Below are 23,718 nucleotides of genomic sequence, written 5' to 3' on the forward strand. Positions count from 1 at the left end.
ATCCCGTCACCCGAATCACCCGCGAAACGAATGATCACCCGGCCCAGACGACGGACCTCCTTCCCACCCCCGCCCACGGCTCCCGTCGTACCTGGTGTCGTGGCGTGTTCGCCTGTGGTCATGGTGTGCCGGCCTCCGCGGTCCGGGGGCCCCGCTCGACGGGTGCCGCGGGGTGGTGGAGTCCGACGGACGTGTCCCACACCTCGGCGAGCGTGCCGCCCCGGAGCTCGACGAGGTGGTGTCGGTCGCGGGCGGGCCCGGCCCGTCGCTGCGCGGCGGGTTCGCTCCGCAGGTGGGTGCTGTCCAGCGGTCCGGTCGTCACCAGTGCCAGGCCGACATCCGCGCTCCGGGTGTACTCGGGTCCGTCGGTGCCCACGATCAGCAGGTTGCCGACCGTCGCCAGCTGGATCGGCGGGACGCCGTGCAGCCGGAGGCGGGTGTCGCAGCCCGTGCCCAGGATGCTCTCGTACTGGGCGACGGCTGCCGGGAAGGCGCGGGCGCTCACCGCTCTGCGCACGAGCAGGCGTGGCGCCCCGTCAGGGGGCGCGGCCTGCCGGCGAGGGCGTGGGCGCTCCCCCGGCTGTGGACGGTGCTCGACCAGCTCGGCGATCGTCCCGTCGGCGTACCGCACGCGGGCGCGGCTGCCGGGGAGGATCGTCTCGGGGGGTTCCAGCACCGTTGCGGCGGTGTCGCGGAGCCGGTCCAGCTGGGTCTTCAGGGACGGGACGATGAGCGAGTGTGTCGTGCGCCGTTGGATGTCGGTGAACGGTCTGATGCTGGCGATCAGCAGCATGCTTCCCACGGCGGCGAGTTCGAGGCCGCCGAAGTCGGGGATGGGCATGCGCAGGTCCGCCGGTGTGCCGGTCAGCTCTTCGTAGAGACGGATCTGTTCGTCGAGTTCCCTCAGGTGGATGAGGGAGCGGGTCAGCAGGCGTGGGCGGGGCAGCCGGGCGGAGTCCGGGGTCTCCCGGAACCATCGCTCGGACAGGGGTGCGGTGGGTGCTGCCGGCATGGGACCAGTGCCTTTCTCTCTGCGGTCGGGAACGAGGACCCCGGAGGGGGTGCCCGACGGGCCGGGCCGGGTGGCTTCTAGGGCGTGTCCGGTCCGGGCGGGGCCGGCTCGGCGCCCCACCAGCGGTCGACCGTGAGGCCCCAGGCGTTCAGTTCCTCGCTCACCCGGCGCCGCAGGCTGGAGCCGTCACCGAAGTGGTCGGGCATGCCGGTGACCGTGACCGCCATCCGGTCGCCGGTGCGGACCAGGCACAGCGAGGCGCGGATGCGGGCCTTGTCCGGCACGACGCCGGGTACGTTCATCGTGCGTACGGCGACGGTCTGCGCCCGCTGCCCGGCGAAGCGTGCGACCGCGTCGGGTGTCCGGCCGAAGTTGGAGGCGACGACGTCGGTCTGCTGTGCCCCTGGCCTCAGCAGCCGGTGAGCCGGGCGGGTGGGCAGCAGTTGCCACAGGGGCTCGGGGACGAGAGTGCTGCTGTGTTCGGCCCCGCGGCCGAGCAGTGTTCTGGTCGCTTCCCGGGTCGCGTCGAGGGTGTGGTGGCGTGCGGGTCCGCCGGGGACCGTGAGGGGCAGGACGATCAGGGCGTTGGCGCGCCCGTCGTCCTGGGATCGGCGCAGGGTCATCGGCAGGCCCACCTCGACCGGCGTGGGCGCCCCGTTGCGGACGGCCGTGCGGACCAGGTTGGCGGCGATCTCGATGAACAGGCTGTTCACCGTTCCGCCGTGGGCGCGGGCGCGTTTCTCCCACGCGACCGCGTCCGTCTCCAGGACCAGGGACGTGAAGAAGCGCGGCTCTTTCCGGTCGCCTGGTGGCGGACCGCTCGGCGGCCGGCGCAGTGCCGACAGGAGCTGTGCGCGTTCGGCGGCGTCGCCCCGCAGCCGGTGCAGCCACCGGGCGGTCGCCGCACCGGCTCGCACGGCCTGTCCCAGTACTTCGGCCGCGTCGGTCAGCGGGCCGGGGCTCTGTGCCGCGATCGTGGTGTCGGGGCCGTGGGAGGCGATGGCGTTGAAGATGCCGAGACCGTCGCAGCGGAAGTGGGGCACGGTCAGCGAGATGACGCTTCCCCTCCCGTACGGTGTGGCGGCCAGTCGCCACAGGGCGTCCGAGCCGGGTGGCAGCGGGACTTTCACCTGTAGGTCGGCCCATTCCATGAGCGTGTGGCCGGTCACCCGCACCGTGCCGATGTCCAGTGGCTCGGTGTTGTGGGCCCGGATCCAGCTGCGTCGTGCTCCGGGGATCGTCGAGGCGGCGGCCCGGCGGCTCAGGCGTCCTTGGTCCAGGCGTTTCCATTCGGCTTCCAGCGCGTCGGCCCGGGCCGGGTGGGGCAACGACCACAGGACCTGGACGATGCGGCTGGAGCCCAGGGTGCCGGCCGAACGGTGCAGCATCTCGTCGGTGGGGTTGAGGCGTACGGCGCCGGGCATCAGGCCATCGTCTCCCGCAGCAGTGCGGCCGCGCGCTCGCCCACGGCGGGCGCCAGTTTGAATCCGCCGCCGTTCCAGCCGGTCGCGGTGACCAGGCCGTCGATCTCGGAGGGCGCCTCCACCGCTCCGGGCCCGTCGGGGGACATCGCGTCGTAGGCCATCACGCCGCCCACGGGCCGGGCCCGCGCAAGCTGCGGGATCCGTGTGAGCAGTACGTCACGGACTCGCCGCGTCTCTTCGTCGGGGACGCCGTGGCGCACCTGGGCGGGCACATCCGTCTTCGGTGAGAAGACGCCCGCCAGGACGACGGACGCCGAGTCCCAGGGCCGCAGCCATGAACCGGTGGCCGGGTCGACGACGACGGGCAGGGCTGTGTTCACGGCTTTGCCGTGAAGGCGGAAAAGGCAGTAGCCGACCGCCCGGGTGCGCAGGGGCAGCGTCACGCCGGCGGTCGCCGCCAGGGGGGTGCTGCCGGTGCCGGCGGCGAGCAGGACGGCTCTTGCCCGGATCGTTCCCGCGCTCGTCTCCACACCGGTGACACGGGAACGCGAGGTGAGCAGGCCGGTGGCCCGTGCCCGCACCTGGCGCAGGAGCGGGCCGGCGTCGCGGACGAGGGCGGCGGCGACTTCGCGGGCCGGGAGCCAGCCGGCGTCCTCCTCGTACACGGCGTGGTCCCCGGTGGTGGTCCTGAGGTCGGGGAAGCGGGTGGTGATGTCTTGGGCGGTGAGGATCTCCGCCTTGTGTCCCGCTGTGCGGAGTGCGCTCACCGCGGGGTGTGCTCGCGCGAGGTCGTCGGTGGTGAGGAAGGTCAGGCTGCCGCGGCCGCGCACGGCGGGCCAGGTGCCGTGCCGTCCTCGCTTCCGGTAGGCGGCCAGGCCGGCGGCGGCGAGGTCCTGGTCGCGGCCGGACGGGGCGAAGCCTCGGACGAGACCGCCGGAGACGCCGGTGGCGCCCGCGGCGATGCCGGAGGCGTCGACCACTGTCACGGTGTGACCGGCTTCGGTCAGTCGCTCGGCGGTGGCCAGGCCGATGATGCCGCCGCCGACGACGACGACGTCCGTGGTGGGGGGTGGGTGGCTCACGGGGACGTCCCCGAGGTCAGCAGTTCCTCGCGCTCGCCTGTCTGGTTCTTCTGGAGCGAGTCGGCGATGTCCGTCGCCCGTACGGAGAGCATGGCCAGAGCACCCGCGTCGCCCATGCCGTGGCTCGCCTCGCAGAGCCCGTTCAGGTAGACCCTGAGTGGTTGTGGGCTGTCTGCCTGGGACTTGAGCTCGATCGAGTAGTCCCGTGAGACGACGGGGACGCCTTCCTCGTCGAGCGGCAGCCGGTGGGCGATCCCTTCCAGGAGCGGGTGGTAGGGCTCGTCGCCCTGCTCGCTGCCGAAGTCGCGGAATCCGGTGGCCAGGATGACGGCATCGACGTCGACGGATTCTTCGCTGAGGTGGTTGACGTCGCGCAGGACCAGCTGTCGTGTCTGCCCCTGTTGTCTGCTGAGGACCACTTCGGAGAACGGTTTCATCAGCAGCCGGTCGGATCCTGTCAGTTCGTACTCACGCTGGACGCCGGCCAGGCGGTCGATGACGTCCTGGTCGCAGGCGGCGTAGTTGATGGACCGCAGTTCGCCGCGCAGTCTGCGCTTCTTCGCGCTGGACAGGGGGTGGAAGTAGTCGACGAACTCGGGGAGGAACACGCGTCGGCTGTAGGGGCTGGTGTCCTTGAGGCGGAAGCCGATGCTGCGGTGGATGGGGATGACCTGTCGGACCTGGGGGCGTGCCAGCAGGTCGAGGATGATCTCGATCGCGCTCTGGCTGGCGCCGACCACCGCCACCCGCAGGGGTCGGTCGCCCAGTTGCTCGATGGATGAGAGGTAGCGCGTCGAGTGGAAGACGCGGGGGCCGAGGCATCGGTGGAAGGCGGGCGGGACGCGCGGGGAGCGGCCGGTGCCGAGGGACAGCGTCCGGCCGAGGTAGGCGTCGCCGTCGTCGGTCTCCACCCGGAACACTTCGCCGCCGTCGTCGCCCTGGACGAGTGAGAGTCCTACGGCGGACCGGCCGTAGTCCACCTGTTCGCGGAAGGCGTCGGCGACCCAGGTGAGGTAGTCGGCGTACTCGCGGCGCAGTGGGAATTTGGCGTTCAGGTGCAGGTAGTCCGTCAGTGAGCCGCGGGAGGCGAGGTATTTGACGAAGGTGTGCGGGCTGGCCGGGTTACGTGGCATGGCCAGGTCCCGGAAGGGGTTGTTCTGGATGTCCGCGCCGGAGAGCAACTGCTCGCGCTGCCACTGGAAGCCGGCGGACCGTTCGATGAAGTGGGCGGTTCCGGAGCGGCCGCGTTCCTCGAGCGCGACCGCCAGGGAGAGGTTGGCGGGCCCGAAGCCCACTCCCAGCACCGGATGGATCGTTTGGCTCTTCACGTTTCACGCATCCTCGACTTGTCGTGCATGCAGGAACGTCGTACGGGTGGGAGCACGAGTGGTTCAGGTGCTCAGGAGCGCCGTCTCGGTGATGGTGTTGGTGTCGTCCACGTGGACGACCCGTGATTTGTGGTCGGCGACCTCGTCCGGGGTGAGCTGGGCGTAGCTGATGACGATGACCTTGTCGCCGGTCTCGACCAGGCGGGCGGCGGCCCCGTTGACGATGACCTGGTTGGCGGCGGGCTCGCCGAGGATCGTGTACGTCTCGAAGCGGGCGCCGTTGTTGACGTTCACGACGTGGACGAGTTCGTGGATTCCGATGCCTGCCGCGTCGAGCAGTTCGGGCGAGATGGTGATGGAGCCGACGTAGTTGAGGTTGCTGTCGGTGACGGTGGCGCGGTGGATCTTGGCGTTCATGAAGGTGCGCAGCATGAGGGGACTCCTTGTCCGTGGAGGAAAAACGGGGGTGGGGTGGGGTGGGACGGGGTGGGACCCGGGGGGTGCGGCGGGGGCCGTTCAGTGGGCGGCCGGGGCCAGTGTCGAGGCCGGGCCGTTCAGTGGGCGGCCGGGGCCGGTGCCGGGCCGGTGTCGGGGCCGGGGCGCGGGTGGGTGTCGGGGCGGGGGCTGTTCAGTGCGTGGCCGGAGTGGGGGCGGGTGCCGGGGCGGGTGGGATGGTCAGGCCACGGAACTCGCCCGCCGGTGGTGTGGTGAGGTCGGCGAGCAGGGGTGCCTTGCCGGCCGTGGATCCGGCGGAGAACGCCTGGGCGATGTGGTCGCTCAGGTCGGGGGTGACGGGCCAGCCCAGTGTGCGCAGGGTCCAGAGGAACTGGAGGGCTCCGGAGACGTCGCTCTCGTCGTCGGTCCGGATGGTGTCGCAGCGCAGCGCGAGGACTTCCAGGTGGAGGGCCACGGCCTCGGCCGCCCGGCGCACGCTGAAGGATTCCAGGCGGAAGGCGTCCTCGAACCGGCCGCGGGACGCCTTGATCGCGGCGTGCCACCAGGGGGACGGGGCCGTGCTCACGCTTCGGCCGGTCAAGGTCTTGCCGAGGGCCTCGCTGATGGCCCGCAGGGGGGCGTCGTAGCGGGCTTCGATGGTAGCGGCCGCGATGGGTTCGCTGAACTCGGCCTGCTGGAGCTCCGGGCTGGTGAGGCCGAGCACGAACCTGGCCCGGTCGCGTCCCACCGCCTCCAGGTAGTCCTTCGCCCACCGGACGTCGCCTTTGCTGGTGGAGAACTTGCGCCCCTCCAGCATGTAGTACTGGTTGGTGATCGTGCGGGTTTTGGGCAGCGAGATGGACATGCCGTGGCGGGCGGCGAGCAGCGCGAGCGTCACGTACACGAACGCGTTGTAGAAGCCGTTGTCGATGCCGATGAACTGCACGAGTTCGTCGCAGGGGGTGAGTTCGTCCATGCGTGCCTGCTGGAGCCAGTACACATGGCCGACGTAGATCTCCGGCCAGGCGTTGATGGCCTGCGGCTGTACGTCGGGTCCGTCCCAGTCCACCGTGATGCCCCAGGCGCTGGGGTAGGTGAGGGGGATGTAGGGGAGGCGGCCGGCGAGGGTGTCGGAGACGACTTTGGCCAGGTCGGGGCGGAGCTGTACGTCGGTCGTCCGGTACCAGTTGGTGATCATCGACCGGTAGCGTTCGAGGTCCAGGACCCAGACGGAGACGGTTCGGCCGGGCAGGGCGGAGGCCGTGTCCGCGACGGGCAGCAGGGCGCCGGGCAGGTTGTACAGGCCGCATGCCTCGCACACTCCGGCCCGGGCGTGGGCCAGGCAGGTGGGGCAGCGGCCGGTGACGAACGCCTCGGCCTTGTACTCGCCCGTGGTCTCGTCGTACGGCAGCTCGATCTCGCGGAGGTCGAAGGCGCCGTGCTCCCACAGCCGGGTGAAGAAGTCCCGGACGAAGCCGGTGTAGTCGGCGTCGGGCCTCTCGAAGAGGTCCACGTCGACTCCCGCGAGGTCCAGGGAGCGGGTCACGCTGTCCAGGGCCTGCTGGATGAGGGTCTCGGGGAGGGTGCCGAGCCTCTCGGCCGTGGTGACGACGTAGGTCTGGTTGTCGTCGGTGCTGGTGGCGAAGGCCACGTCATGGCCCAGGATCTTCTGCGACCGGGCGCACACGTCGCTGTTCAGCACAGGGCCGGCCAGGTGGCCGAGGTGGAGGTCGCCGTTGGGGGTCGGCGGGGAGAAGGTCACGTTGATGCGCCGTCGGGGGGAGGGGGCGCCGTCGGTCCTGCCGGTCATCAGGCGTCCTGCTTCTCGTCGGTGGGCTGGAGCCAGTAGATGCTCACGAACGTCAGGGGTGCGCGGTCGCTGGTGTTCGTCACCACGTGGTCGGTTCCGTGGGGGATGTAGATGACGTCTCCCGGGGTGATCTGCCGTTCCTCGGCTCCGACGCGCAGGAATCCCTCGCCGCTGATGAAGATGAACGTCTCGTCGGTGGCGTGGCCGTGGGGTGTGCTGGACTCGGTGGGGCGGATCGAGCACAGGGTGCTGTTCCAGGGCGGGGTGACGACGCCGTTCCACGGGTAGAGCTCGCGGATGTCGCAGCCGTTCTTGCGGATGCGTGCGTCGGCGGCGTCGGTTTTGACGTGCATGGGCGGTGTTCCTTTTCTGTCGGCAGGCACGGTGGGCTACTTCAGGCGAACCGGCCCGGTGGGTTACTTCAGGGCGAACAGGCGCGGTGGGTTACTTCAGGGCGAACAGGCGTTGGATGGTGGCGGGTTCGAATGATTCGGAGGGGACGCCGAAGGCGCCCTTGAAGGTGGCGAGCCGGGAGCCGGCCAGGATCGGGTCGGTCGGCCAGGCTTTGGCGTATGCCTTGCGGCGGGTGGCGCCTTCAGGGCCGAAGGTCATGTTCATCGTGGTTCTGACCGAGCCGGAGATACGCAGCCGGCGCATCCGCTCCTCGCGTTCCTTGCGGTAGGGGGCCAGCGTGTCGGCCGTCCAGTCGGTGTGTGAGCGCAGGGCGTCCCGTACCAGGCGGGCGTCCCGTAGCGCGATGGACAGTCCCTGTCCGACGACAGGGTCGGTCCACCCGGCCGCGTCCCCGATCAGGACGCCTCCGGGTACCACCGGGGAGTCGGTCCAGGCGTCGTTCATGGGGTAGAAGGCACAGGATTCGGAGGGTGTGGCCGAGGCGAACATCTCGCTGCCGGGGATGCAGCGGAACTGGAATGCCTCGAGGAAGTCGGCCTGGCGGGTCGGTCCGGAGAAGCGGCCCTTCTGGGCGACGTCGTGCAGCAGGTAGAGCCGGGCCCGGGCGCCTTCGCGGGGGAAGACGAAGTAGAGGAGGTCGCCCTCGGTGCCGATCGAGGTGACGTTCACGGGCCAGTCGTGCAGGTCCTCGACGAGCATCCCGCCGCCCAGGGAGTTCGGCGGTGTCTGGGTCAGCGAGATACCGAGCCGGCGTCGTACGGTCGAGGTGCGGCCGTCCGCTCCGACGACGAGCCGGCACGGAACGTCGTACTCGACGTCGTTGTACTCGTAGCTCACCTGGGGCTTCGGTCCGCCCGTGACGGTGACGTCCCCGATTCCGCGGACGACTGTGGCTCCGGCCTCGGCGGCGGCGGTCGCGAGTGCCTCGCATGCCTCGGGGTGTCCCACGTCGAGCACTCCGCGGATACCGGGGATCATCTCGTCCAGGGGGATGGCGTTGGCCCGCGCGACGTCCGGCTCGACGATCTCGTCGTATCCGATGAAGCTGTCGACGTAGCTGCCTCCGGCCTTGAGGAGACATTCCTCCAGCCCGAGCCGGAGCAGCTCGACAACGCCCCAGCAGTTGATGACCTCGCCACGGACCTTGTCCCGGTAGACGGTCTGCCGCTCCAGGAGCAGCACGTCGTATCCGTCCTTCGCCAGTGCTGCCGCAAGGGCGGATCCGGCGATACCGCCGCCGACCACCACTACGTCCCTACGTTCGGCTGTCGCCATGAAACCCTCCACGGAAGACTTTTCGAGGCGCGACTGTGCGGGCCGCCCTGTTGAGGGCAACCGGAGATCCGAGCTCGTGGTACAGGTGGAGCTGCTTCGCGACGGGTTCGTTCCGGCACAAGAGGGGGCGCAGGCGGCCGCTCCGGCAGCGGCCTTGCCGGGCGGGCCGCGAACAAGCCCCGGGCCGCTAACAGGCCCCGGGCGGCGGTGACATGGGCCCGCCCCGTCCCCTCTACGGGCCACCCCGAGGGGGGCAGCCCGCCCAGGGGGTCAGCCGACCCGTGAGGCCAGCCCGCCCGGGGGTCAGCCGACCCGCGAGGTCAGCCGACCCGGGGGGAGCCCGCCCGAGGGCCAGCCCGCCCGGGGGGCAGCCGGCCCGGGGTCAGCCGGCCCGGGGGGAACCGCTCAGGCGTTTCCCCGTGTTCCTCACACCGGTGCCGCAGGCGGTGCCGCGGGATGGTGGTGTGGGTGGTGGTGCGGCGAGGAGCGCGGGCACACGGCGGGTGACGCTGTCCGGTGAGATACCGCTCGTTGGATTCGTCGCCACCACGCTCACTCCTCGTAGGTGTGTCGTTCGCGGCTTTCCACCATCCGGGGTGGCGTGCGGAGCGGCAATGCCGACTTGACTAAATCGTCCGCCGGTTTCGCACGGTCATACGAAGAGTTCGCCCACCTGTTCGTTCAGGGGTCGATGGGCGGGCGGTGGCAGATGCCGTGCTGGATCAGGTCCCAGACCCGTCTGAGCTCGTCGACGGCGTTCGTTCCGCGGTCATCGGGCTGCGGGTCCTCCTGGTCCGCCCGTGCACGGCACTCGACGCCGATCGTCAGATACATCGACAGCGACATCAGGGACGCGGGGCGCACCGCCGCACTCAACTGGCCGTCCAGGTAGGCGTCCACGAACAGATCCTGCGCGAGCACCGTCCAGGACGCCGTCCACGCCAGATCGGGCTTGGGGCGCTCACGGCTCAGCCGGGCCGCGGAGCGTACGGTCGGTACCGCCTCGAGGAGCCGGGCGACTTCGAGCATGAGGTCGATGGCCTGGTGGAGAGCGGGAGCGGGGCGGGCCGGCAGGTTCTCCAGGGCGGTACGGGTGATCAGCTGCCCCTGCGACTGCACCGCGTCCGCCAGCTCGGATTTGTTCGAGAAATGGAAGGTCAGAGCGCCGATGGTGATCCCGGCGTTGCGGCAGACCCGGCTCAGCGACGTGCCGGCATAGCCGTGGCGGTCGAACTCCGCAGCGGCGGCTTCCAGCAGTGCCCGCCGGGTGCGTACGGCACGTTCCTGCCTCACCATGCTTTTCTCCGCTTGCGTTTGTCGGTCAGGAGCAAGAAGTAACCGCCTTCCGTCGACACCTGGCCGGCGGTGACGGACCGCCCGCCCCCTCCAAGGCGTGGCGGGTCGCGCAGGTGTCGTCCGATGGCGCTCGAGGGCAGAGCCGCCTGCCGAACAGTGACGTCGGACGGTCCGGGCGCACCCACGCGCACCGCGCCCTGCGGCCCGTGCGGGTGTCCGGTTGTCGTGCCGGACAGTGTGCAGTCGCAGGTCAGAGACATCAAGCTCGCTGATTCGGGTTGGCTGGTTCGTACGCGCCGACGGGACAAGGAGGATCGAGGGTGGCGTTCCCCCGGGGGTTGGCTGGTTCGATGCGATAAAACAATAGCGAACTCTATTATTCTCTGGGGCGTCCTGAGCCGCTCGGAAGGGAACAACCATGACCACCGCTGTGTACGAGCCGGACCCCTCCTTCGTCCTCGCCGCCGGGCGGGGGGTCGCGCAGTTCGCGGATCAGATCTTCACGCACTTACCCAGAGCCGACCAACGCAGGTGGGCCGGCGTCTACCTGCTCGGCCTGTTGGCCGTCGAGGGCCGCAAGTCCGTACGCAGTCTGGCGGCGGCCGTGACCGACTCCCCCACCGCCTCGCAGTCGATGCACCGGTTCGTCAACGCCAGTCCGTGGGAGTGGCAGCTGGCGAGGGCGGAGCTGACCCGCTGGGTCGAGCAGCGGCTGCGCCCGACGGCCTGGACGGTGGGAACGGCCGTCGTGCCCAAGCGGGGCAACCAGTCGTGCGGTGTGCACCGGCGCTTCGATCCCGCCCTCGGCCGGACCGTCAACTGCCAAGTGGGCATGGGCCTTTTCCTCGCGGCGGGACGCTGCCAGATCCCGGTCGACTGGCACCTGCACCTTCCGGGCGAATGGGCCGACGAACGCCTGCGCAGCCGTGCGCGCATCCCCGAAGGGGTCCGGCCCGTCCCCGGCTGGGTCCACGTCCTGTCCTTCGCCGACCGGCTGGCCGCCTCGCTCTCCACCCCGCTGCCCCTGGTCACCGACCTGCGCGGCTTCGAACAGTACGAGCGCCTGCTGCACGGTCTGCGAAGACGTGGACACAACTTCCTCGTCGCCGTCCCCGAGAACCTGCCGGTAGCGCTCCCGTCACCCGGCCGCAACCCGCGTTCGAGCGACGCCGTCCCATCGATGAGCGCGCGCCGTTTCCTCGACGCCCACGGCGAGACGCCGCGTACGGTCGTGGCCGCCTCCCACGGCGGGACGACCGGAGTGAAACGGGTCGTCACCGCCGTGGTCGGCCTTCCTCACGGACCCCACGCCCAGCACATCTGCCGCCTGTTCGCCGAATACCCGGCGGACCGACGGAACGCGCCGGTTCTCTGGCTGACCAGCCTGACACAACAGCCCCTCAACCGGCTGACGGAACTGGCCGCAGCACATGCCTGGACCTCGGGCGCCGTGCGCCGTATGGAAGGAGGCTTCGGTCTCCAGGACTTCGAGGGACGGTCCTATCCGGGCTGGCACCGGCATGTGACGCTGGTGTCCGCGGCTTCCGCCTACAGCCAGCTGGCCCACACCACGCCCACACCCCCCGCACCCCCCGCGCCGCGTACGGCCTCACCCGGCAGTCCACTGCCCGCACGACGGCAGAACAGGCCCCTTGACCCGGCCGACGGCCGCTGGACAGTGGAAACCGCGAACGGCCACACGCAGCCGCTCAACCGCTGAACCCTGGGCCGCTGAACCGTGGGCCGTGTCGGGCCCCCGGCACCGGTGAACGAGGACAAGGAGCCCCTGCCCGCCGGTGAACGAGCAAGGCGGGGCTGCCGCCGGTGCACGAGGGCAAGAGGGGCCTGCCTGGGCCAAGAGTTGTCCCGTCATCCCTGGAGGATCGGCGCGCGGCGTCAGATGCGGTGCATCGCAAGGCGGAGGGGCGTCCGCATACTGGAAGTATGTGGATGTTCCGACAACGCGGCGAGGTACCGTAGCTGACGCCGCGCGCCCGCCAGGCATTGCGGGACAACCCTTGGGCCGCCTCTTTTCGGATCATGCTTAGGCGGCCTCCCACTCTGCTTGCAGCCGGCTGAGCTGCGCCTTGCTGAGCGGAGGCTCAAAACCTTGGGGGAACATGAGTGTGAGCGGCTGCGGCTGTCCGTCCGCAGCAACGTGGACCTTGCTGCCCAGGCCGCAGCGAGGTGGATCTTGCTGGTCAGGCCGCCGCGGGACCGGCCCAGGGCATGGTCGACCGGCTCGCCGGCTGGTGCCCATCTTTCACGAGCCCCAGCGCGGCGTGCTGGTGGGCTCGGACGACGGTGGAGTCGACCGCGACGACCCGGTCGAGATCACCTTGGGCGGCGGCCCGATCGAGCAGAGCGGTCAAGACCTCCTCCCATGTCCCATCGGCAGCCCACTTTCGCAGCCGGTTATGGGCGCCTTCCACGAGCCGAAGCACTCGGGCAGGCCCATCAGCGGCGTCCCGGTGCGGTACTCGAACGCGACCGCGTCGAACACCTGCCGGCGATCCCGCCACCGCCCACCCCGCTTCGGCATCCTGTCCGGCAGCAACGACTCCATGCGCGCCCACCGGGCATCAGTCAACAACACAGCTCAGCCAACGATCAGACGACCCGAAGGAAACGCCCCCTCCCCTCGGGCCCCGGTCACACCGCGCTCCAGCCCCCGTCCACGGGAATCGCTCCACCGGTGACGAACGACGCACGCTCGCTGCACAGCCACACCGCGGCCTGGGCGACCTCGCACGGATCCGCCAGGCGCTTCTGTATCGCCCTGCGCGTCATTTCGGCCTCGGCCCCGGGCGAGCCGGCGATGTAGGGCTCCAGCAGCCCCGTACGGGTACTGCCCGCCATCAGCGCGTTCACCCGTACACCCCGTCCGCCGTACTCCGCGGCGGCCGCCCTGGTCAGCCCGAGGACCGCGTGCTTGGCAGCCACATAAGGAGCACTCGCCCCGGACGCGCAATACCCGGCCACGCTCGACATGTTGACGACACAACCCCCGGTCTCCTGGCCCAGCATGACGGGAATCTGCTGACGCATACAGTTCCAGACCCCCCGGACATTGACGTCCATGGCCACGTCATAGGCACACTCGGGAAGTTCATGGAGCGCGGGACCCGCCGAACCCCAGCCGGCATTGTTGAAAGCCGCATCGAGCCCCCCGAACTCCTCGACCGCCCTCGAGACGGCCCGCGCCACATCGTCGGGTCTTCGCACATCGCCGGGAACCGGAACAGCCCGGCCCCCCCGGGCGCAGACCTCCCCGGCCACCGCCTCCAGCCGGTCAGCGCCACGCGCCATCAACACCACCGAGGCGCCCTCCTCGGCGAACAGACGGGCGGCCGCAGCCCCGATACCCCCCGACGCCCCCGTGATCATGACTGTCCTGCCCGATAACATCCCAGGAATACTCACGGGCAGATTAAACCGCACATCCCCGAACAAGCCCCCCACCGAACAAGCCCCGCCCAACCGACACCCCACACACGCGCCGCCCGGTCACACCTCCGACGCCTCCCGCAACAAGACGATCCTCGCACCGCACTCCTCCGTCGCGACCAGAGGCAGCAGAAACCGCCACATCTCCCGCACCCGCTCCGGAAGATGACGCCGCCCCGTCGAAAGCTGCTCATTCATCTGCAGCCCCGTCGCCGCGTTGACCACCAACCGCGCCAGCGGCTCCGGCCCCACCCCTTCCCGCAGATCCCCGCTCTCCGCCGCCTCCCGCAGAAACGGAACCAGAACCCCCGTCCACTGCTCATAGGAGTTACCGTCCCCCGGACCGACGAAATACTCCTGATCCATCACCAACCGGGCCCCCGCCAACAGCACCGGATCCTCCAGCAGACGCGTCGCCCACAAAACCGAAGTATCGACCGCCGCCTGCAAACCACACGCACCGACAGCCACCGGAACCCGATCCGGCTGAGCACGCACGATCTCCCGCGCCAACCCCTCCTTCGACCCGAAATGAAAATACAACGCACCCAGCGTGAGATCAGCACGACGAGCGATACCACTGACACTCGCCCCCGCGAAACCCAACTCCGCGAACACCTCCGCCCCCGCCCGGAAAAGAGCCGCGCGCGTCCGCGCACTCCGCTCCTGCTTCACCTCACGCAGCGCCACAAGCCGCCCTCCAGCCCCCCTCGACAAGGAAAATAGTAATCTCTATGTTACTTCGGAGATGACTCGAACGTACGCCCACAGCAACTGTCGACCTCACGCCCACACGGCCACCCGAGGAAACCCCATGACAGTCACCACTGGCTCGTTCACACCCACCACCAACACCACCACCCAACCAACGCCAACACACCTCACACGCAAAACCAACGCGGACCAGGTACTCATCACCGGCTGGGCAAGCCACAAAGACGGCATCTCGCACACCGTCCTCGCCAACTGGCCCACGCACCACCCCCTCTACACCTCCCACCACGACGTCTACCATCCACTGATACTCGCCGAGTCCATCCGTCAGGCCCTGACGATGCTGTCCCACACCGCCCACGGAGTACCCCTCGACCACCGGCTGGGATGGCAGTCCTTCGACACCTCCATCGTCACCGCGGCACTCAACACCCGCCCAGGACCCGGCACCATACGCATGACGATCACACACACCGAGGCACAGCAGCACAGACGAGGATCCCGCCGCTTCGCCGCCCAGGTCATGGCCACCCGCGACGACCAACCCCTCGGCATCGCCCGGATCCGCTACATCGCCCACCCACCCGCCCTCTACAACCGGCTCAGAGGCACACACGCCGACGCACACACCGCGACCACCCATGCACTCCCTCCCGGCCCCGCCCTCCCCCTCGCCGAACGCGGCCAACAGACACCACTCCAGCAAGCAGTCCTCAGCCCCCTCGACAAACCCCACCAATGGCAACTGCGCGTAGACGTCACCAACCGCATCTACTTCGACCACGACCACGATCACGTACCCGGCATCCTCCTCCTCGAGGCAGCCGCCCAAGCCGCCCAAGCCGAGTCAAACGCCGCCTCGACCCTCCCCACCAGCTTCAACGCACACTTCCACCGATACGTCGAACTCGACACCCCATGCCACATCGCATCCCACCCCGAACACCGAAGACAACCCGGCCAAACCAGCACCCTCATCACCGGTCACCAAAACAACCAACACACCTTCACCATCCACACCACCACCACGCAACACACCTGATCACACCGGCCCCACACTCCAGAAGAAGACGCCAAACCCGCCCCCGCCGAAGAACCCACGCTCGAGGCAAAGAACGGCGCCGCACTCGCCCTCGAGTGCGGCGCCGTTCCTCATCCGGCAGAACCAGCTCGAACCTCGGCCGCCCAGTACGCGCCACAGGCCGAGCTCATACGTCTGAATGGAACGCCTGACTGGGAAGACTAGGAACCGGACGGGGCTGAGGCAGGTGCGACAGTGCTGTAGAAGACCGAACGTCCCTGCTTGGACCGCTCCAGCAGGCCCTGAGCGACCCCTTGCTCCAGGGAGTTGCGCACCACTGCCACCTGGACCGCGCGCTCAGGGTGCGCCTCGGTGAGTGAGGCCGCTACTTCTGCCGCGGACCTGGGCTCGCTCTGTCCCTTCAAGTGGTCCGTGGTCAGCTCCAGCCACGTCGGCTCCCCCGCTTTCTTCGGCGTCACAGCCTTCTTGGGCCGCAAAGCCTTCTCGGATGCCTTGGGCCCAGTGGCGGCAGCCGTCTTCCCCGCTGCCTTCCTGCTGTTGGAACCTCGGGCCGCGGGAACTGCGGCCCCCTTGCGACCCTTGCCCTGCTTCGCTGCCTGCTTGGGCGTACCGCCGAGCACTTCCTGCATCTTCGTCAGGACGTGCTCGCTGTCCTCCAGGCGGACAAGCTCATCCTGCAACCGTGCGAGTTCGGCGCGCACACGCTCCTGCTCGTCGCGGTTCGCGGACAGGTCGTCAGCGACCCTCTGGGAATAGTCTGCGGTGATACTCGGACCGGGAAGGGTTTCAGACATGTAATCCTCGGCTCTCGACGTGGGGGGTGTGTCAGCGACGATGGTACTCACATGAATCCAGCCAACTCACCTACTCGCCTGGCGAAAAGACGCCGACCTGACATCACTCCCGACCGGCTCCAGGTGAGTGATGTGTTCGTCGGCGTGGATGCGCCCGGTTACCAGCCACCGGTGGACGGCTGCCGTGAGGTCTCTCCCCCCGCATCGCACGACGAGCGATATCGGCTGCCGCGAACCCGCCTGTGGCGGCCGATCCGTAAGAACGTTCCCCCGGTGTGGTCGGCGCGCTGGACAACGCTGCGGCGGATGCCGGGCCCCGGCCCGAACTCGATCGTCGAGTCGGTACCACTTCTTGATGTCGCGTTTGGTGGGGCCGACCTGTTTGAGTTGGTCGGCTAAGAGTTGTCCCGCAAGATGAGCGCTCGCGACTACGTCGGTCATCTCTCCACCGTCTCTGCCTATCTCGCCTTTTCGGCAGCGGAGCGAGAGCAGTTGTTCAGCCGGATCACGCAGGTGCTGCCGGGCCGAGTCGACATGACCGCCGACATCACCGTCCATCTCGCGCGTCGGCATCACCAGAATTGATCACGGCGCCTCACCGTGTCAGTCCGCCGGCCCCGGGCTGGTTCCGGGAGAGCTGACAGCACTATCCGGCTCGTGACAGCGACCTGGCCGTCCTTCCAGATCTCTCGCTGGTCGGTGGAGAACAGCTGGATGTGACCCCACAGGCATGCGTCGCCGCTCCGGCGACACGGCCTCGAAACCCCCGCCCCGGGCCGTTGCGCCCGCCCATCCGGACCCCGCCCGCCTTGAGTTCGGCCGGGACGCGACTGACGCGTTCCGTGCTCCGGGGTTCGCGCGCCCTCAGTACCGGCAGGCGGCCATAGCCGCGAGCAGGGCGAGGGCGACGGCTGCTGTTGCTGCCAGGAGGAGGCGTCCGTGGGCTCTGACGGAGCCCCTCCTGCGGGCCTCCACCTGGCCCCCGGGAGGCACGCCGGGGTGTTTGAGGGCGTAGTGCTCGATCTGCTGGTGCTGACCCTCGGGCTCGCTTCGCCAGGGCGTCTTGAAGCTGCATTCGCCGCACCAGTAGCGGTGGGTGGCCATGTCGACTCCTTGCCTCGCGCCGGTGTGCCTGCCCACGGGCTGCCGACCCCGACGGTGACCTTGGTCATGTCGGCTGTACAGGTCAGGGATCCGGCCATCTGTGACCGGTGGCCGCGGGTAGGCTCACCGCCGTTCGTACTGGCGGGTAGGGAGATGCTCGGTGGCAGATGGCCTTGGCACGTTGCTACGCAGGCTGCGCGAGGAGGCCGGCTTTACGCAGGAGCAGATGGCCGAACGGTCGGGGATCAGCGTGCGCACCATTCGCCGGCTGGAGAGCGGCGGGTCCACCAACCACCGGATGGGCACGGTGCATCTGCTCGCGGACGCGCTCGGCCTCGGGGAGAAGGACCGCCGGCGCCTGGCGGCGACCCTCGCCGGAGCGCGTGACGTCCCGCCTGTCCGGTCCGGTGCCGAAACGGAGCCCCGAGCCGGGGCCGGTCCGGAGCGAACCGGGCTTTCGGCCTCTGCCATCGGCGCTCGCCGGCCCGGTCGGGAGTCGCCCGCACCCGTGCATGTCTCTCCCGAACCGTCGCCCGCCCCCATGGCCGTCCCCCTCACACCGTCGTCCGTCCCCGACGCGCTCGCCGACACCGCGCGGGAACTGGCGACGGAGGTCCGGCGCCGCTGGCGGCGCGAGGAGGCCCAACGCCGGGTCCACGACCCCTACCCCCTCCCCGTCCGGTGGAAGCCGACGCCTGCCGCCCTGACCGACAGCGCGGAGAACATCCAGCGTCTCGGCCCGGGCGAGGCACCGCGCGAGATGGATCTCGGCGGCGACCTGCGGAGCGTGGCCGACGTCTACCTCAGGATTCCCTCCGGACGCATGACGATCCTGGGCCGGGCGGGATCGGGCAAGTCCGTCCTCACGATCAGACTCGCCCTGGATCTCCTGGAAGCCCCTACCCCGGGCGGCCGCGTGCCGGTCATCTGCAGCATCGGTGGCTGGGACCCGTCGACCACCGCCCTACGGGACTGGCTGATCGGCCGGCTGCTGCGTGATCACCCTCATCTGGCGCGCCGCGGCGCCGGGGGTGCCGACCTGGCCGTCGCGCTGGTCGACGCCGACCTCGTCCTCCCGATCCTGGACGGGTTCGACGAGATCGCCGAAGGCATGCGGCGCGAAGCGCTGGACGCGCTCAACACGACCGTCACGCCGCTCGTCCTCACCAGCCGACGCGACGAATACGCCGAAGCGGTCCGGGCGGCGCACACACCGCTCGTCTGGGCCGGGGGCATCGAGCTCGCCGACCTCGCCTTCGACGACCTCGCCGACTACCTGCCGCGTACGACCCGCATCGCCCCGCCCGACGGGAGCGGCGACGGAACCGGCACACCCGGGGCGACGTGGGACGCGGTCCTCGCTGCGCTCCGCACGCGGAAGGCCCCGGCTGCCGCGGCCCTCGCCACGGTGCTGACCACCCCGCTCATGGTCGTCCTCGCCCGCACCCTGTACAGCGAGACGCCCCGACGGGATCCCGCCGAACTCCTCGACACCGCCCGGTTCCCTTCGGTGAGGAGTCTGGAAGAACATCTGCTGGCAGGATTCGTGCCCGCCGTCTACCGGCGCCACGTTCCGGAACGGGATGCCGTCGGCCGGCAGCCGAAAACGCCGTACGCGGACCCCGCACGTGCCGAGCGCTGGCTCGGCCACCTCGCCCATCACCTGGTCCGTCCCGACCGGGAACAGCAGGATCTGGCGTGGTGGCAGCTGGGTGACTCGCTGTCCCGCTCGACCCGGACCCTGGCCGTCGTCCTGGCCACCGCTCTGAACGTTGCCCTGGCCGTCTGTCTGATCGGCCTGCTGCTCACCCCTCTCGGATTCGGCGAACTCCTCCTGCAAGGCTCTCTCGTGGGGCCCGCGGCGGGGCTGGCCTTCGGCTCCGTTTACGTGATGGCGGACAGGTCCGGTGGCGGCACAGCCTTCGTTCCGGTCCGTGTCCGGCTGGGGCCGCGCTCCACGCGCGGCGGTCTCGGCCGCCGCCCCCTGCGCGCCTTCGCGGTTCGGTTCGGGCACGGCCTGTTCGGCGGGGCCGTCACGGGGATCGGATGCGCGTGTGCGCTCACCGTCGGGCGCGAGCCGGCGGGGGCGTCGTTGACCGACCCGCGCCTCGTCGAAGCCACTCTGATCAACATGCTGGTACTCGGGCTGATCTTCGGCTCGGCCGCCGGCCTCGTCCTCGTGCTCATGACCGCGCTCGAAGCACCCGTCGACGTCACCGCCGCGGCCACGCCGGTCAGCCTGCTGCTCGCGAACCGTGCGACGGTGGGCCGACAGTTCCTCATCCTGGCCCCGATGTTCACCCTGACCATCGCCTTCGGCGGGCACCTGGTCGTCCTGGCGCTCCAGGGCTCGATGGGGCGGCTGAACTGGGGGCTGGAGGAGGGCCTGTTCATCGGAACGGTCGGCGGCATCGGCGGCACGGCCTCCTATGTGCTCGCCTTCACCGCCTGGGGGCAGTGGCTCCTGCTCGCACGTGTCTGGCTGCCCCTGACCGGCCGGCTCCCCTGGAGCCCCGCCGCCTTCCTGGACGACGCCTACCGTCGAGGCGTGCTGCGCCAGACCGGCGCCGTGTACCAGTTCCGCCACGTCCGACTGCAGCACCACCTCGGAAACCTGTACCGCCGGCAGCACCCCGACTTCGCACCGGCCGCCTTTCCGCCTGCCTCGACCCGCGCCTCCTGATCCGCGTGTACGACACCGGCACGCGGCGGGGGTGGCGCGGTCAGCGGGCGTGCCCGGGCGACCGGTCACCGATGGCCGGTGGTGTGGCCTGTCGGCCGGACGGTACCGGGCGACAGCATGCGGAGGGCGGCTCGCGGCATCCCAGCTCGTCGCGGTCCTCCCGACGAGGGGTCCCGAAGACACGCGGGTGCCTGAAGACGTGCGGGTGCCTGAATACGTGCGGGTGCTCGCAGTCACACAGGTGCGCGGCTCTACCGACTTCGCCCGCACCCTCGCCGTCACCACGAAGCAGCTCTCCAAGAAGCAAAGGAGTTCGGTGTGGCACCGCACAACCCCAGCCGCCGCCACATTCTCAGGGGCGCCGGCGGTCTCACTGCGGCACTCGCCCTCGGATCGGCCGGAGCCCTCGCCGCGGCCGGTCCGGCATCGGCCGTCGGACCGGGCGACCTGACCATCGCCTGGTCCGACGAGACCGACCCGCGCATGTTCCGCTACCGCTTCACGACTCCCGCGGTCACCGGGACCCCCGGCGTCAACGTGCTCCTCCCGGAGGATTACGGGACTGGGAACCGCCGGTATCCGGTGCTCTATCTCTTCCACGGCGGGGGCGGCGGCGACGCGACCACCTTCGACCGGCTCGGCGTCCGCGACTGGGCAGCGGGGCTGCCGCTGATCGTGGTGATGCCGGACGGCGGCGTCGCGGGCTGGTACTCGAACCCCGTCGGCTCCCATGTCGGTCCGCGCAACTGGGAGAGCTTCCACGTCGGACAGCTGATCCCCTGGGTCGACGCCGCGTTCCGCACCCATGCCGGGGCCGACGGGCGGGCGGTCTCCGGCTTCTCCATGGGCGGGTTCGGCGCCCTCAAGTACGCGGCCAAGTACCCCGGCCTCTTCTCCTCGGTCAGCTCGCACTCGGGCCCGGCCGACCTGAGACGTGACAGCGGCATCGTCGGCCACTGGGCCAACCTCTCGTCGGCGGCCACCGAACTCGGCGGCGCCACGGTCTACGGGGCGCCGCTCTGGAACGAGAGCCGGGTGAGCGCCGACAACCCGGTGGAGCACGTGGAGAGCTACCGCGGCAAGCGCGTGTTCCTCGTCGTCGGGACGAACGGCGACGCCGTCCCGTGGTTCAGTGCGGTTCAGGAGCAGCACGTCAGGAACGGGCACCGCGGTCTCCGGTCGCTGATGAACGGCGCCGGCATCCCGCACATGGCGTACGAGGAACCGGGCGGCCACGTGTTGCGCCACCCACGCGTCCGGCAGGACCTGGCAGGCGTCGCGGCCCATCTGCGTCCGGCCACCTGACGTCCCGACCGACCAACCTGACGATGGCTCCGGCCACCTGACGGCCCTTCCCACCATCTGACGCCCCCTCCCCCGCCCGTTTCCTACCCGATCAGGAGTTCCCGCCATGTCCCTGAAAACCGCCCGACTGCCTCTCGTCCTCGGTCTGGCCGCGGCCCTGTCCGCGATGCCCTTGGCCGCTCACGCCGCTCCCGACGCCGACCACACGGCCACCGCCGCCGCGCTGCGGACGTTCAACCTCGCGGGCGGGCCCGGTGCCGGCATCCACGCGGGCGACGGTTCCACCGCGTGGAGCCTGTCCTCCGGCACCGCGACCCTCAACGCCCAGGACCCGCTGGGGCCCGACGAGCGTTTCCGCATCGGCAGCCAGAGCAAGACGTTCACCGCAGCCACAGTGCTCACGCTCGTGGACGAAGGCCGCCTCAAGCTCGACGACCCGATCGAGAGCCACCTGCCCGGTGTCGTCTCGGTCAACGGCTACGACGGCACCCGTATCACCGTGCGCCAACTGCTCCGGCACTTCAGCGGCATCCCCCAGGCCAACACCGTCAACGCCCCCGCGCAGCAGTCCGGGGGCGGCTACTCGCTGGCCTCACTGGTGCAGTACGGCCTCGACGGGGCACCGCCGGCCGCCGAGCCCGGGGCGAGGTTCATCTACTCCAACACCAACTACGAGATCCTCGGCATGCTGATCGAACGGCTCACCGGGCAGCGCGTCGAAGAGGCCGTCATGCGGCGCGTGGTCGAGCCGCTGAAGCTGCCGAACACGAGCTTCCCCGCGCCGGGCGACCGTTCGCTCCCGGGCCCGCGCATCAACGGCTACGCGGGGGTCCGGTTCATCGGCACCGTGTTCATCGGCACCGAGGTCACGACGGCGCACGAGCCGAGTCGCTTCTACGCCTCCGGCGCGATGATCTCGACCATGCGCGACGTCGCCGCGTTCTACCGGGCGCTCGTCGGCGGGCGTGTGGTGTCGGCGGAAAGTACGGCGGAGATGAAGCGCGGTGTTCCGATGGAGCCGGGCTCGCCGTCCAAGGCGGGGCTGGGCCTCGTCGAAGCCCCCCTGTCCTCCTGCGCCGGCACGTTCTGGACCTACAACGGCGGGGTTCCGGGCTACTTCACCCTCACCGGCGTGACGGAGGACGGCCGCTACGCGTCCACGGTCACCAACGCCCAGATGGGCCTGTCCAACCAGCCGGTGAACCAGGGGTACGGCGCACTCCAGGCGGCGCTCTGCGAGGGCAGCGGAACCTGACCGTTTCAGCAGGTCGGAGCCGCGTGAGTCCGCCCCTGCCTCCATCGGGGGGAGGGGGAGGGGGGCTCATACCTCCCCCTCCCCCCGACGCAGCGGAAGGACGGCGGGACACTGGCCGAGCAACACACGTTCGGGCGAACCTGTGCCAGGGAGCGCCGTAATGCACAGAGGCCGGCAGCAACTCGGACGCGGCATGATCGAACGATGCTGGTCGAACTGGTGAAGGTCGCCAAGTCTTCCTCGAGCCCCGGGCCGGCCCAGGTCCAGACCCAGTTCGGAGAAGCAGCGGTCCGCTGGTGCGGTGAGCCTGCGAAGGCATGCCCAGCTTTGGTCGTAATGCTCTGTTTCCCCCGGCCGGAGCACCCATCGGCAGCGGGCCGGAGCCTTCCCGCGAATACGGACCCGCGAACCGGAGACGGCCCCGGCCCCGGCCGCCGCTCGGGCCGGGGCACCGTCCCCGGGTGCCCTGCGACAGTGGCGCGGTGGCCCGAAGGGCGGGCCACGAGGCAGGCGGCGCTCCGTGTCAGGCTCTGGAGGGCCGCCGGCCCCGTGAGCCGTCGGCCGCCAGCGGAAGACTGCTCAGAGACAGCTCGCTCGGCGCCGGCAGCGCTCCGTGTGCCGCCTCGGCGCGGAACGCCTGGAGCAAGTACGCCACCAGGCGCCGGGACGCCGCTCGGTCGCCCGGCAGTGCGGTGACCAGAGCGCAGTGGGACAACAAGGCCACGGCCAGGTCGGAGGGGTGGAAGTCGGTCCGCAGCGCGCCCGCCGCCTGAGCCCTGCGGACCAGGGTCACGAAGTCCCGCTCGGACTCGTTCCATACGCGTGCGTGTTCTCGCGTGCTGTCGGGAAAGGCCGCGACGAACGCGGCCGAGAAGCCCCGTTCCTCCCGTTGCAGTTCGCAGACCGTCTCGACCAGCCGTTGGAAGCCCTCCCACGGATCGGAGTCGGCCAGCGCCTCGCCGAGCGCCCGAGCACAGGCGTCCATCTGGTGCTCGAACGCGGCCCGCACCAGGGCGTCCCTCGTCGGGAAGCGCCGGTACAGCGTCGCCACGCCGACTCCCGCCCGTCGGGCCACGGTCGCCATCGGCGCGTCGATGCCGTGCTCGGCGAAGACGAGACGGGCAGCCGCGAGGATGCGCCGCCGGTTGCGCCGGGCGTCCGCCCGCAGACAGTCCTGCCCCGCGATCCGAGATGATTCCCCCACCGCTGTCTCTCACCTCCGGTCAAGTGGACGATCTCGTCCGTTTGCCAGCCTACGCTCGGTGCCACGATCCCCCGCACAGCCCCTGGTGGCGAAG

23 protein-coding genes are annotated in these 23,718 nt (G+C 70.1%); 7 read left to right on the forward strand and 16 right to left on the reverse strand.

What is annotated here, in order from left to right:
* Positions 1-118 precede the first annotated feature (118 nt).
* The 9 genes from ACIQMU_RS22380 to ACIQMU_RS22420 all read right to left on the reverse strand — a co-directional run bounded on the left by ACIQMU_RS22380 (position 119) and on the right by ACIQMU_RS22420 (position 10,076).
* Positions 119-1,012 (reverse strand): lactoylglutathione lyase, encoded by an 894-nt coding sequence (locus tag ACIQMU_RS22380; RefSeq protein ID WP_402689532.1) that lies wholly within the window; start codon positions 1,010-1,012, stop codon positions 119-121.
* Positions 1,013-1,089: 77 nt separating this feature from the next.
* Entirely contained in the window at positions 1,090-2,436 is a 1,347-nt protein-coding gene (locus ACIQMU_RS22385; RefSeq protein WP_352242599.1) for a hypothetical protein, read from the reverse strand.
* Positions 2,436-3,518, reverse strand: coding sequence for an NAD(P)/FAD-dependent oxidoreductase (locus tag ACIQMU_RS22390; protein WP_402689533.1), 1,083 nt, complete (start codon positions 3,516-3,518; stop codon positions 2,436-2,438). Before ACIQMU_RS22390 ends, ACIQMU_RS22385 begins: the two co-directional genes overlap by 1 nt.
* Positions 3,515-4,846, reverse strand: coding sequence for a SidA/IucD/PvdA family monooxygenase (locus ACIQMU_RS22395; protein ID WP_352242597.1), 1,332 nt, complete (start codon positions 4,844-4,846; stop codon positions 3,515-3,517). Before ACIQMU_RS22395 ends, ACIQMU_RS22390 begins: the two co-directional genes overlap by 4 nt.
* A gap of 63 nt (positions 4,847-4,909) precedes the next feature.
* Positions 4,910-5,278 (reverse strand): aspartate 1-decarboxylase, encoded by a 369-nt coding sequence (gene panD / locus ACIQMU_RS22400; RefSeq protein WP_352242596.1) that lies wholly within the window; start codon positions 5,276-5,278, stop codon positions 4,910-4,912.
* A gap of 196 nt (positions 5,279-5,474) precedes the next feature.
* A complete protein-coding gene (locus tag ACIQMU_RS22405; RefSeq protein ID WP_402689534.1) occupies positions 5,475-7,091 on the reverse strand; it encodes a class I tRNA ligase family protein in 1,617 nt (538 codons plus the stop codon).
* Positions 7,091-7,444 (reverse strand): cupin domain-containing protein, encoded by a 354-nt coding sequence (locus ACIQMU_RS22410; RefSeq protein ID WP_352242594.1) that lies wholly within the window; start codon positions 7,442-7,444, stop codon positions 7,091-7,093. Before ACIQMU_RS22410 ends, ACIQMU_RS22405 begins: the two co-directional genes overlap by 1 nt.
* Before the next feature lie 91 nt (positions 7,445-7,535).
* Positions 7,536-8,780 (reverse strand): FAD-dependent oxidoreductase, encoded by a 1,245-nt coding sequence (locus ACIQMU_RS22415; protein ID WP_352242593.1) that lies wholly within the window; start codon positions 8,778-8,780, stop codon positions 7,536-7,538.
* A gap of 681 nt (positions 8,781-9,461) precedes the next feature.
* Positions 9,462-10,076: a helix-turn-helix domain-containing protein gene (locus ACIQMU_RS22420; protein ID WP_352242592.1), complete on the reverse strand. Its 615-nt coding sequence runs from the start codon at positions 10,074-10,076 to the stop codon at positions 9,462-9,464.
* Between the two features lie 418 nt (positions 10,077-10,494).
* Here ACIQMU_RS22420 and ACIQMU_RS22425 point away from each other — a divergent pair, with 418 nt between their 5' ends.
* The gene (locus ACIQMU_RS22425) at positions 10,495-11,796 is read left to right on the forward strand and encodes an IS701 family transposase (protein ID WP_402689535.1); all 1,302 of its coding nucleotides are present in this window, start codon (positions 10,495-10,497) and stop codon (positions 11,794-11,796) included.
* 481 nt (positions 11,797-12,277) lie between these two features.
* Here ACIQMU_RS22425 and ACIQMU_RS22430 read toward each other — a convergent pair whose 3' ends face one another.
* The 4 genes from ACIQMU_RS22430 to ACIQMU_RS22445 all read right to left on the reverse strand — a co-directional run bounded on the left by ACIQMU_RS22430 (position 12,278) and on the right by ACIQMU_RS22445 (position 14,213).
* Positions 12,278-12,448 (reverse strand): hypothetical protein, encoded by a 171-nt coding sequence (locus ACIQMU_RS22430; RefSeq protein WP_402689536.1) that lies wholly within the window; start codon positions 12,446-12,448, stop codon positions 12,278-12,280.
* Entirely contained in the window at positions 12,445-12,672 is a 228-nt protein-coding gene (locus tag ACIQMU_RS22435; RefSeq protein ID WP_402689537.1) for a transposase, read from the reverse strand. The genes ACIQMU_RS22430 and ACIQMU_RS22435 overlap by 4 nt, the downstream gene beginning before the upstream one ends.
* Positions 12,673-12,728: 56 nt before the next feature.
* The gene (locus ACIQMU_RS22440) at positions 12,729-13,463 is read right to left on the reverse strand and encodes an SDR family oxidoreductase (protein WP_352242588.1); all 735 of its coding nucleotides are present in this window, start codon (positions 13,461-13,463) and stop codon (positions 12,729-12,731) included.
* A gap of 120 nt (positions 13,464-13,583) precedes the next feature.
* Entirely contained in the window at positions 13,584-14,213 is a 630-nt protein-coding gene (locus ACIQMU_RS22445) for a ScbR family autoregulator-binding transcription factor (RefSeq protein WP_352242587.1), read from the reverse strand.
* Between the two features lie 124 nt (positions 14,214-14,337).
* Between ACIQMU_RS22445 and ACIQMU_RS22450 the strand changes: the two genes are divergently transcribed.
* Entirely contained in the window at positions 14,338-15,279 is a 942-nt protein-coding gene (locus ACIQMU_RS22450; protein WP_352242586.1) for a ScbA/BarX family gamma-butyrolactone biosynthesis protein, read from the forward strand.
* Positions 15,280-15,479: 200 nt separating this feature from the next.
* Here the strand turns inward: ACIQMU_RS22450 and ACIQMU_RS22455 are convergent, their stop codons facing one another.
* On the reverse strand, positions 15,480-16,073 hold the full coding sequence (locus ACIQMU_RS22455; RefSeq protein ID WP_352242585.1) for a hypothetical protein: 594 nt from the start codon (positions 16,071-16,073) through the stop codon (positions 15,480-15,482).
* Positions 16,074-16,124: 51 nt separating this feature from the next.
* On the opposite strand from ACIQMU_RS22455, the gene ACIQMU_RS22460 reads away from it, so the two are divergent.
* Both ACIQMU_RS22460 and ACIQMU_RS22465 read left to right on the forward strand, forming a co-directional pair.
* Entirely contained in the window at positions 16,125-16,472 is a 348-nt protein-coding gene (locus ACIQMU_RS22460; RefSeq protein WP_352242584.1) for a hypothetical protein, read from the forward strand.
* A gap of 15 nt (positions 16,473-16,487) precedes the next feature.
* Positions 16,488-16,658 (forward strand): hypothetical protein, encoded by a 171-nt coding sequence (locus tag ACIQMU_RS22465; RefSeq protein ID WP_352242583.1) that lies wholly within the window; start codon positions 16,488-16,490, stop codon positions 16,656-16,658.
* A gap of 279 nt (positions 16,659-16,937) precedes the next feature.
* Here ACIQMU_RS22465 and ACIQMU_RS22470 read toward each other — a convergent pair whose 3' ends face one another.
* Positions 16,938-17,177, reverse strand: coding sequence for a hypothetical protein (locus tag ACIQMU_RS22470; RefSeq protein WP_352242582.1), 240 nt, complete (start codon positions 17,175-17,177; stop codon positions 16,938-16,940).
* A 160-nt stretch (positions 17,178-17,337) separates the two neighbouring features.
* Here ACIQMU_RS22470 and ACIQMU_RS22475 point away from each other — a divergent pair, with 160 nt between their 5' ends.
* The 3 genes from ACIQMU_RS22475 to ACIQMU_RS22485 all read left to right on the forward strand — a co-directional run bounded on the left by ACIQMU_RS22475 (position 17,338) and on the right by ACIQMU_RS22485 (position 22,420).
* Positions 17,338-19,860, forward strand: a complete 2,523-nt coding sequence (locus ACIQMU_RS22475; protein WP_402689538.1) for a helix-turn-helix domain-containing protein — start codon at positions 17,338-17,340, stop codon at positions 19,858-19,860.
* 318 nt (positions 19,861-20,178) lie between these two features.
* Positions 20,179-21,165 (forward strand): alpha/beta hydrolase-fold protein, encoded by a 987-nt coding sequence (locus ACIQMU_RS22480; RefSeq protein WP_352242580.1) that lies wholly within the window; start codon positions 20,179-20,181, stop codon positions 21,163-21,165.
* Between the two features lie 106 nt (positions 21,166-21,271).
* Entirely contained in the window at positions 21,272-22,420 is a 1,149-nt protein-coding gene (locus ACIQMU_RS22485; RefSeq protein WP_402689539.1) for a serine hydrolase domain-containing protein, read from the forward strand.
* Positions 22,421-22,943: 523 nt separating this feature from the next.
* Here ACIQMU_RS22485 and ACIQMU_RS22490 read toward each other — a convergent pair.
* Positions 22,944-23,624, reverse strand: a complete 681-nt coding sequence (locus ACIQMU_RS22490) for a helix-turn-helix domain-containing protein (RefSeq protein ID WP_352242578.1) — start codon at positions 23,622-23,624, stop codon at positions 22,944-22,946.
* Positions 23,625-23,718 lie beyond the last annotated feature (94 nt).

Origin of the sequence: Streptomyces sp. NPDC091649, from assembly GCF_044756785.1 — a bacterium.
GTDB lineage: Bacteria > Actinomycetota > Actinomycetes > Streptomycetales > Streptomycetaceae > Streptomyces.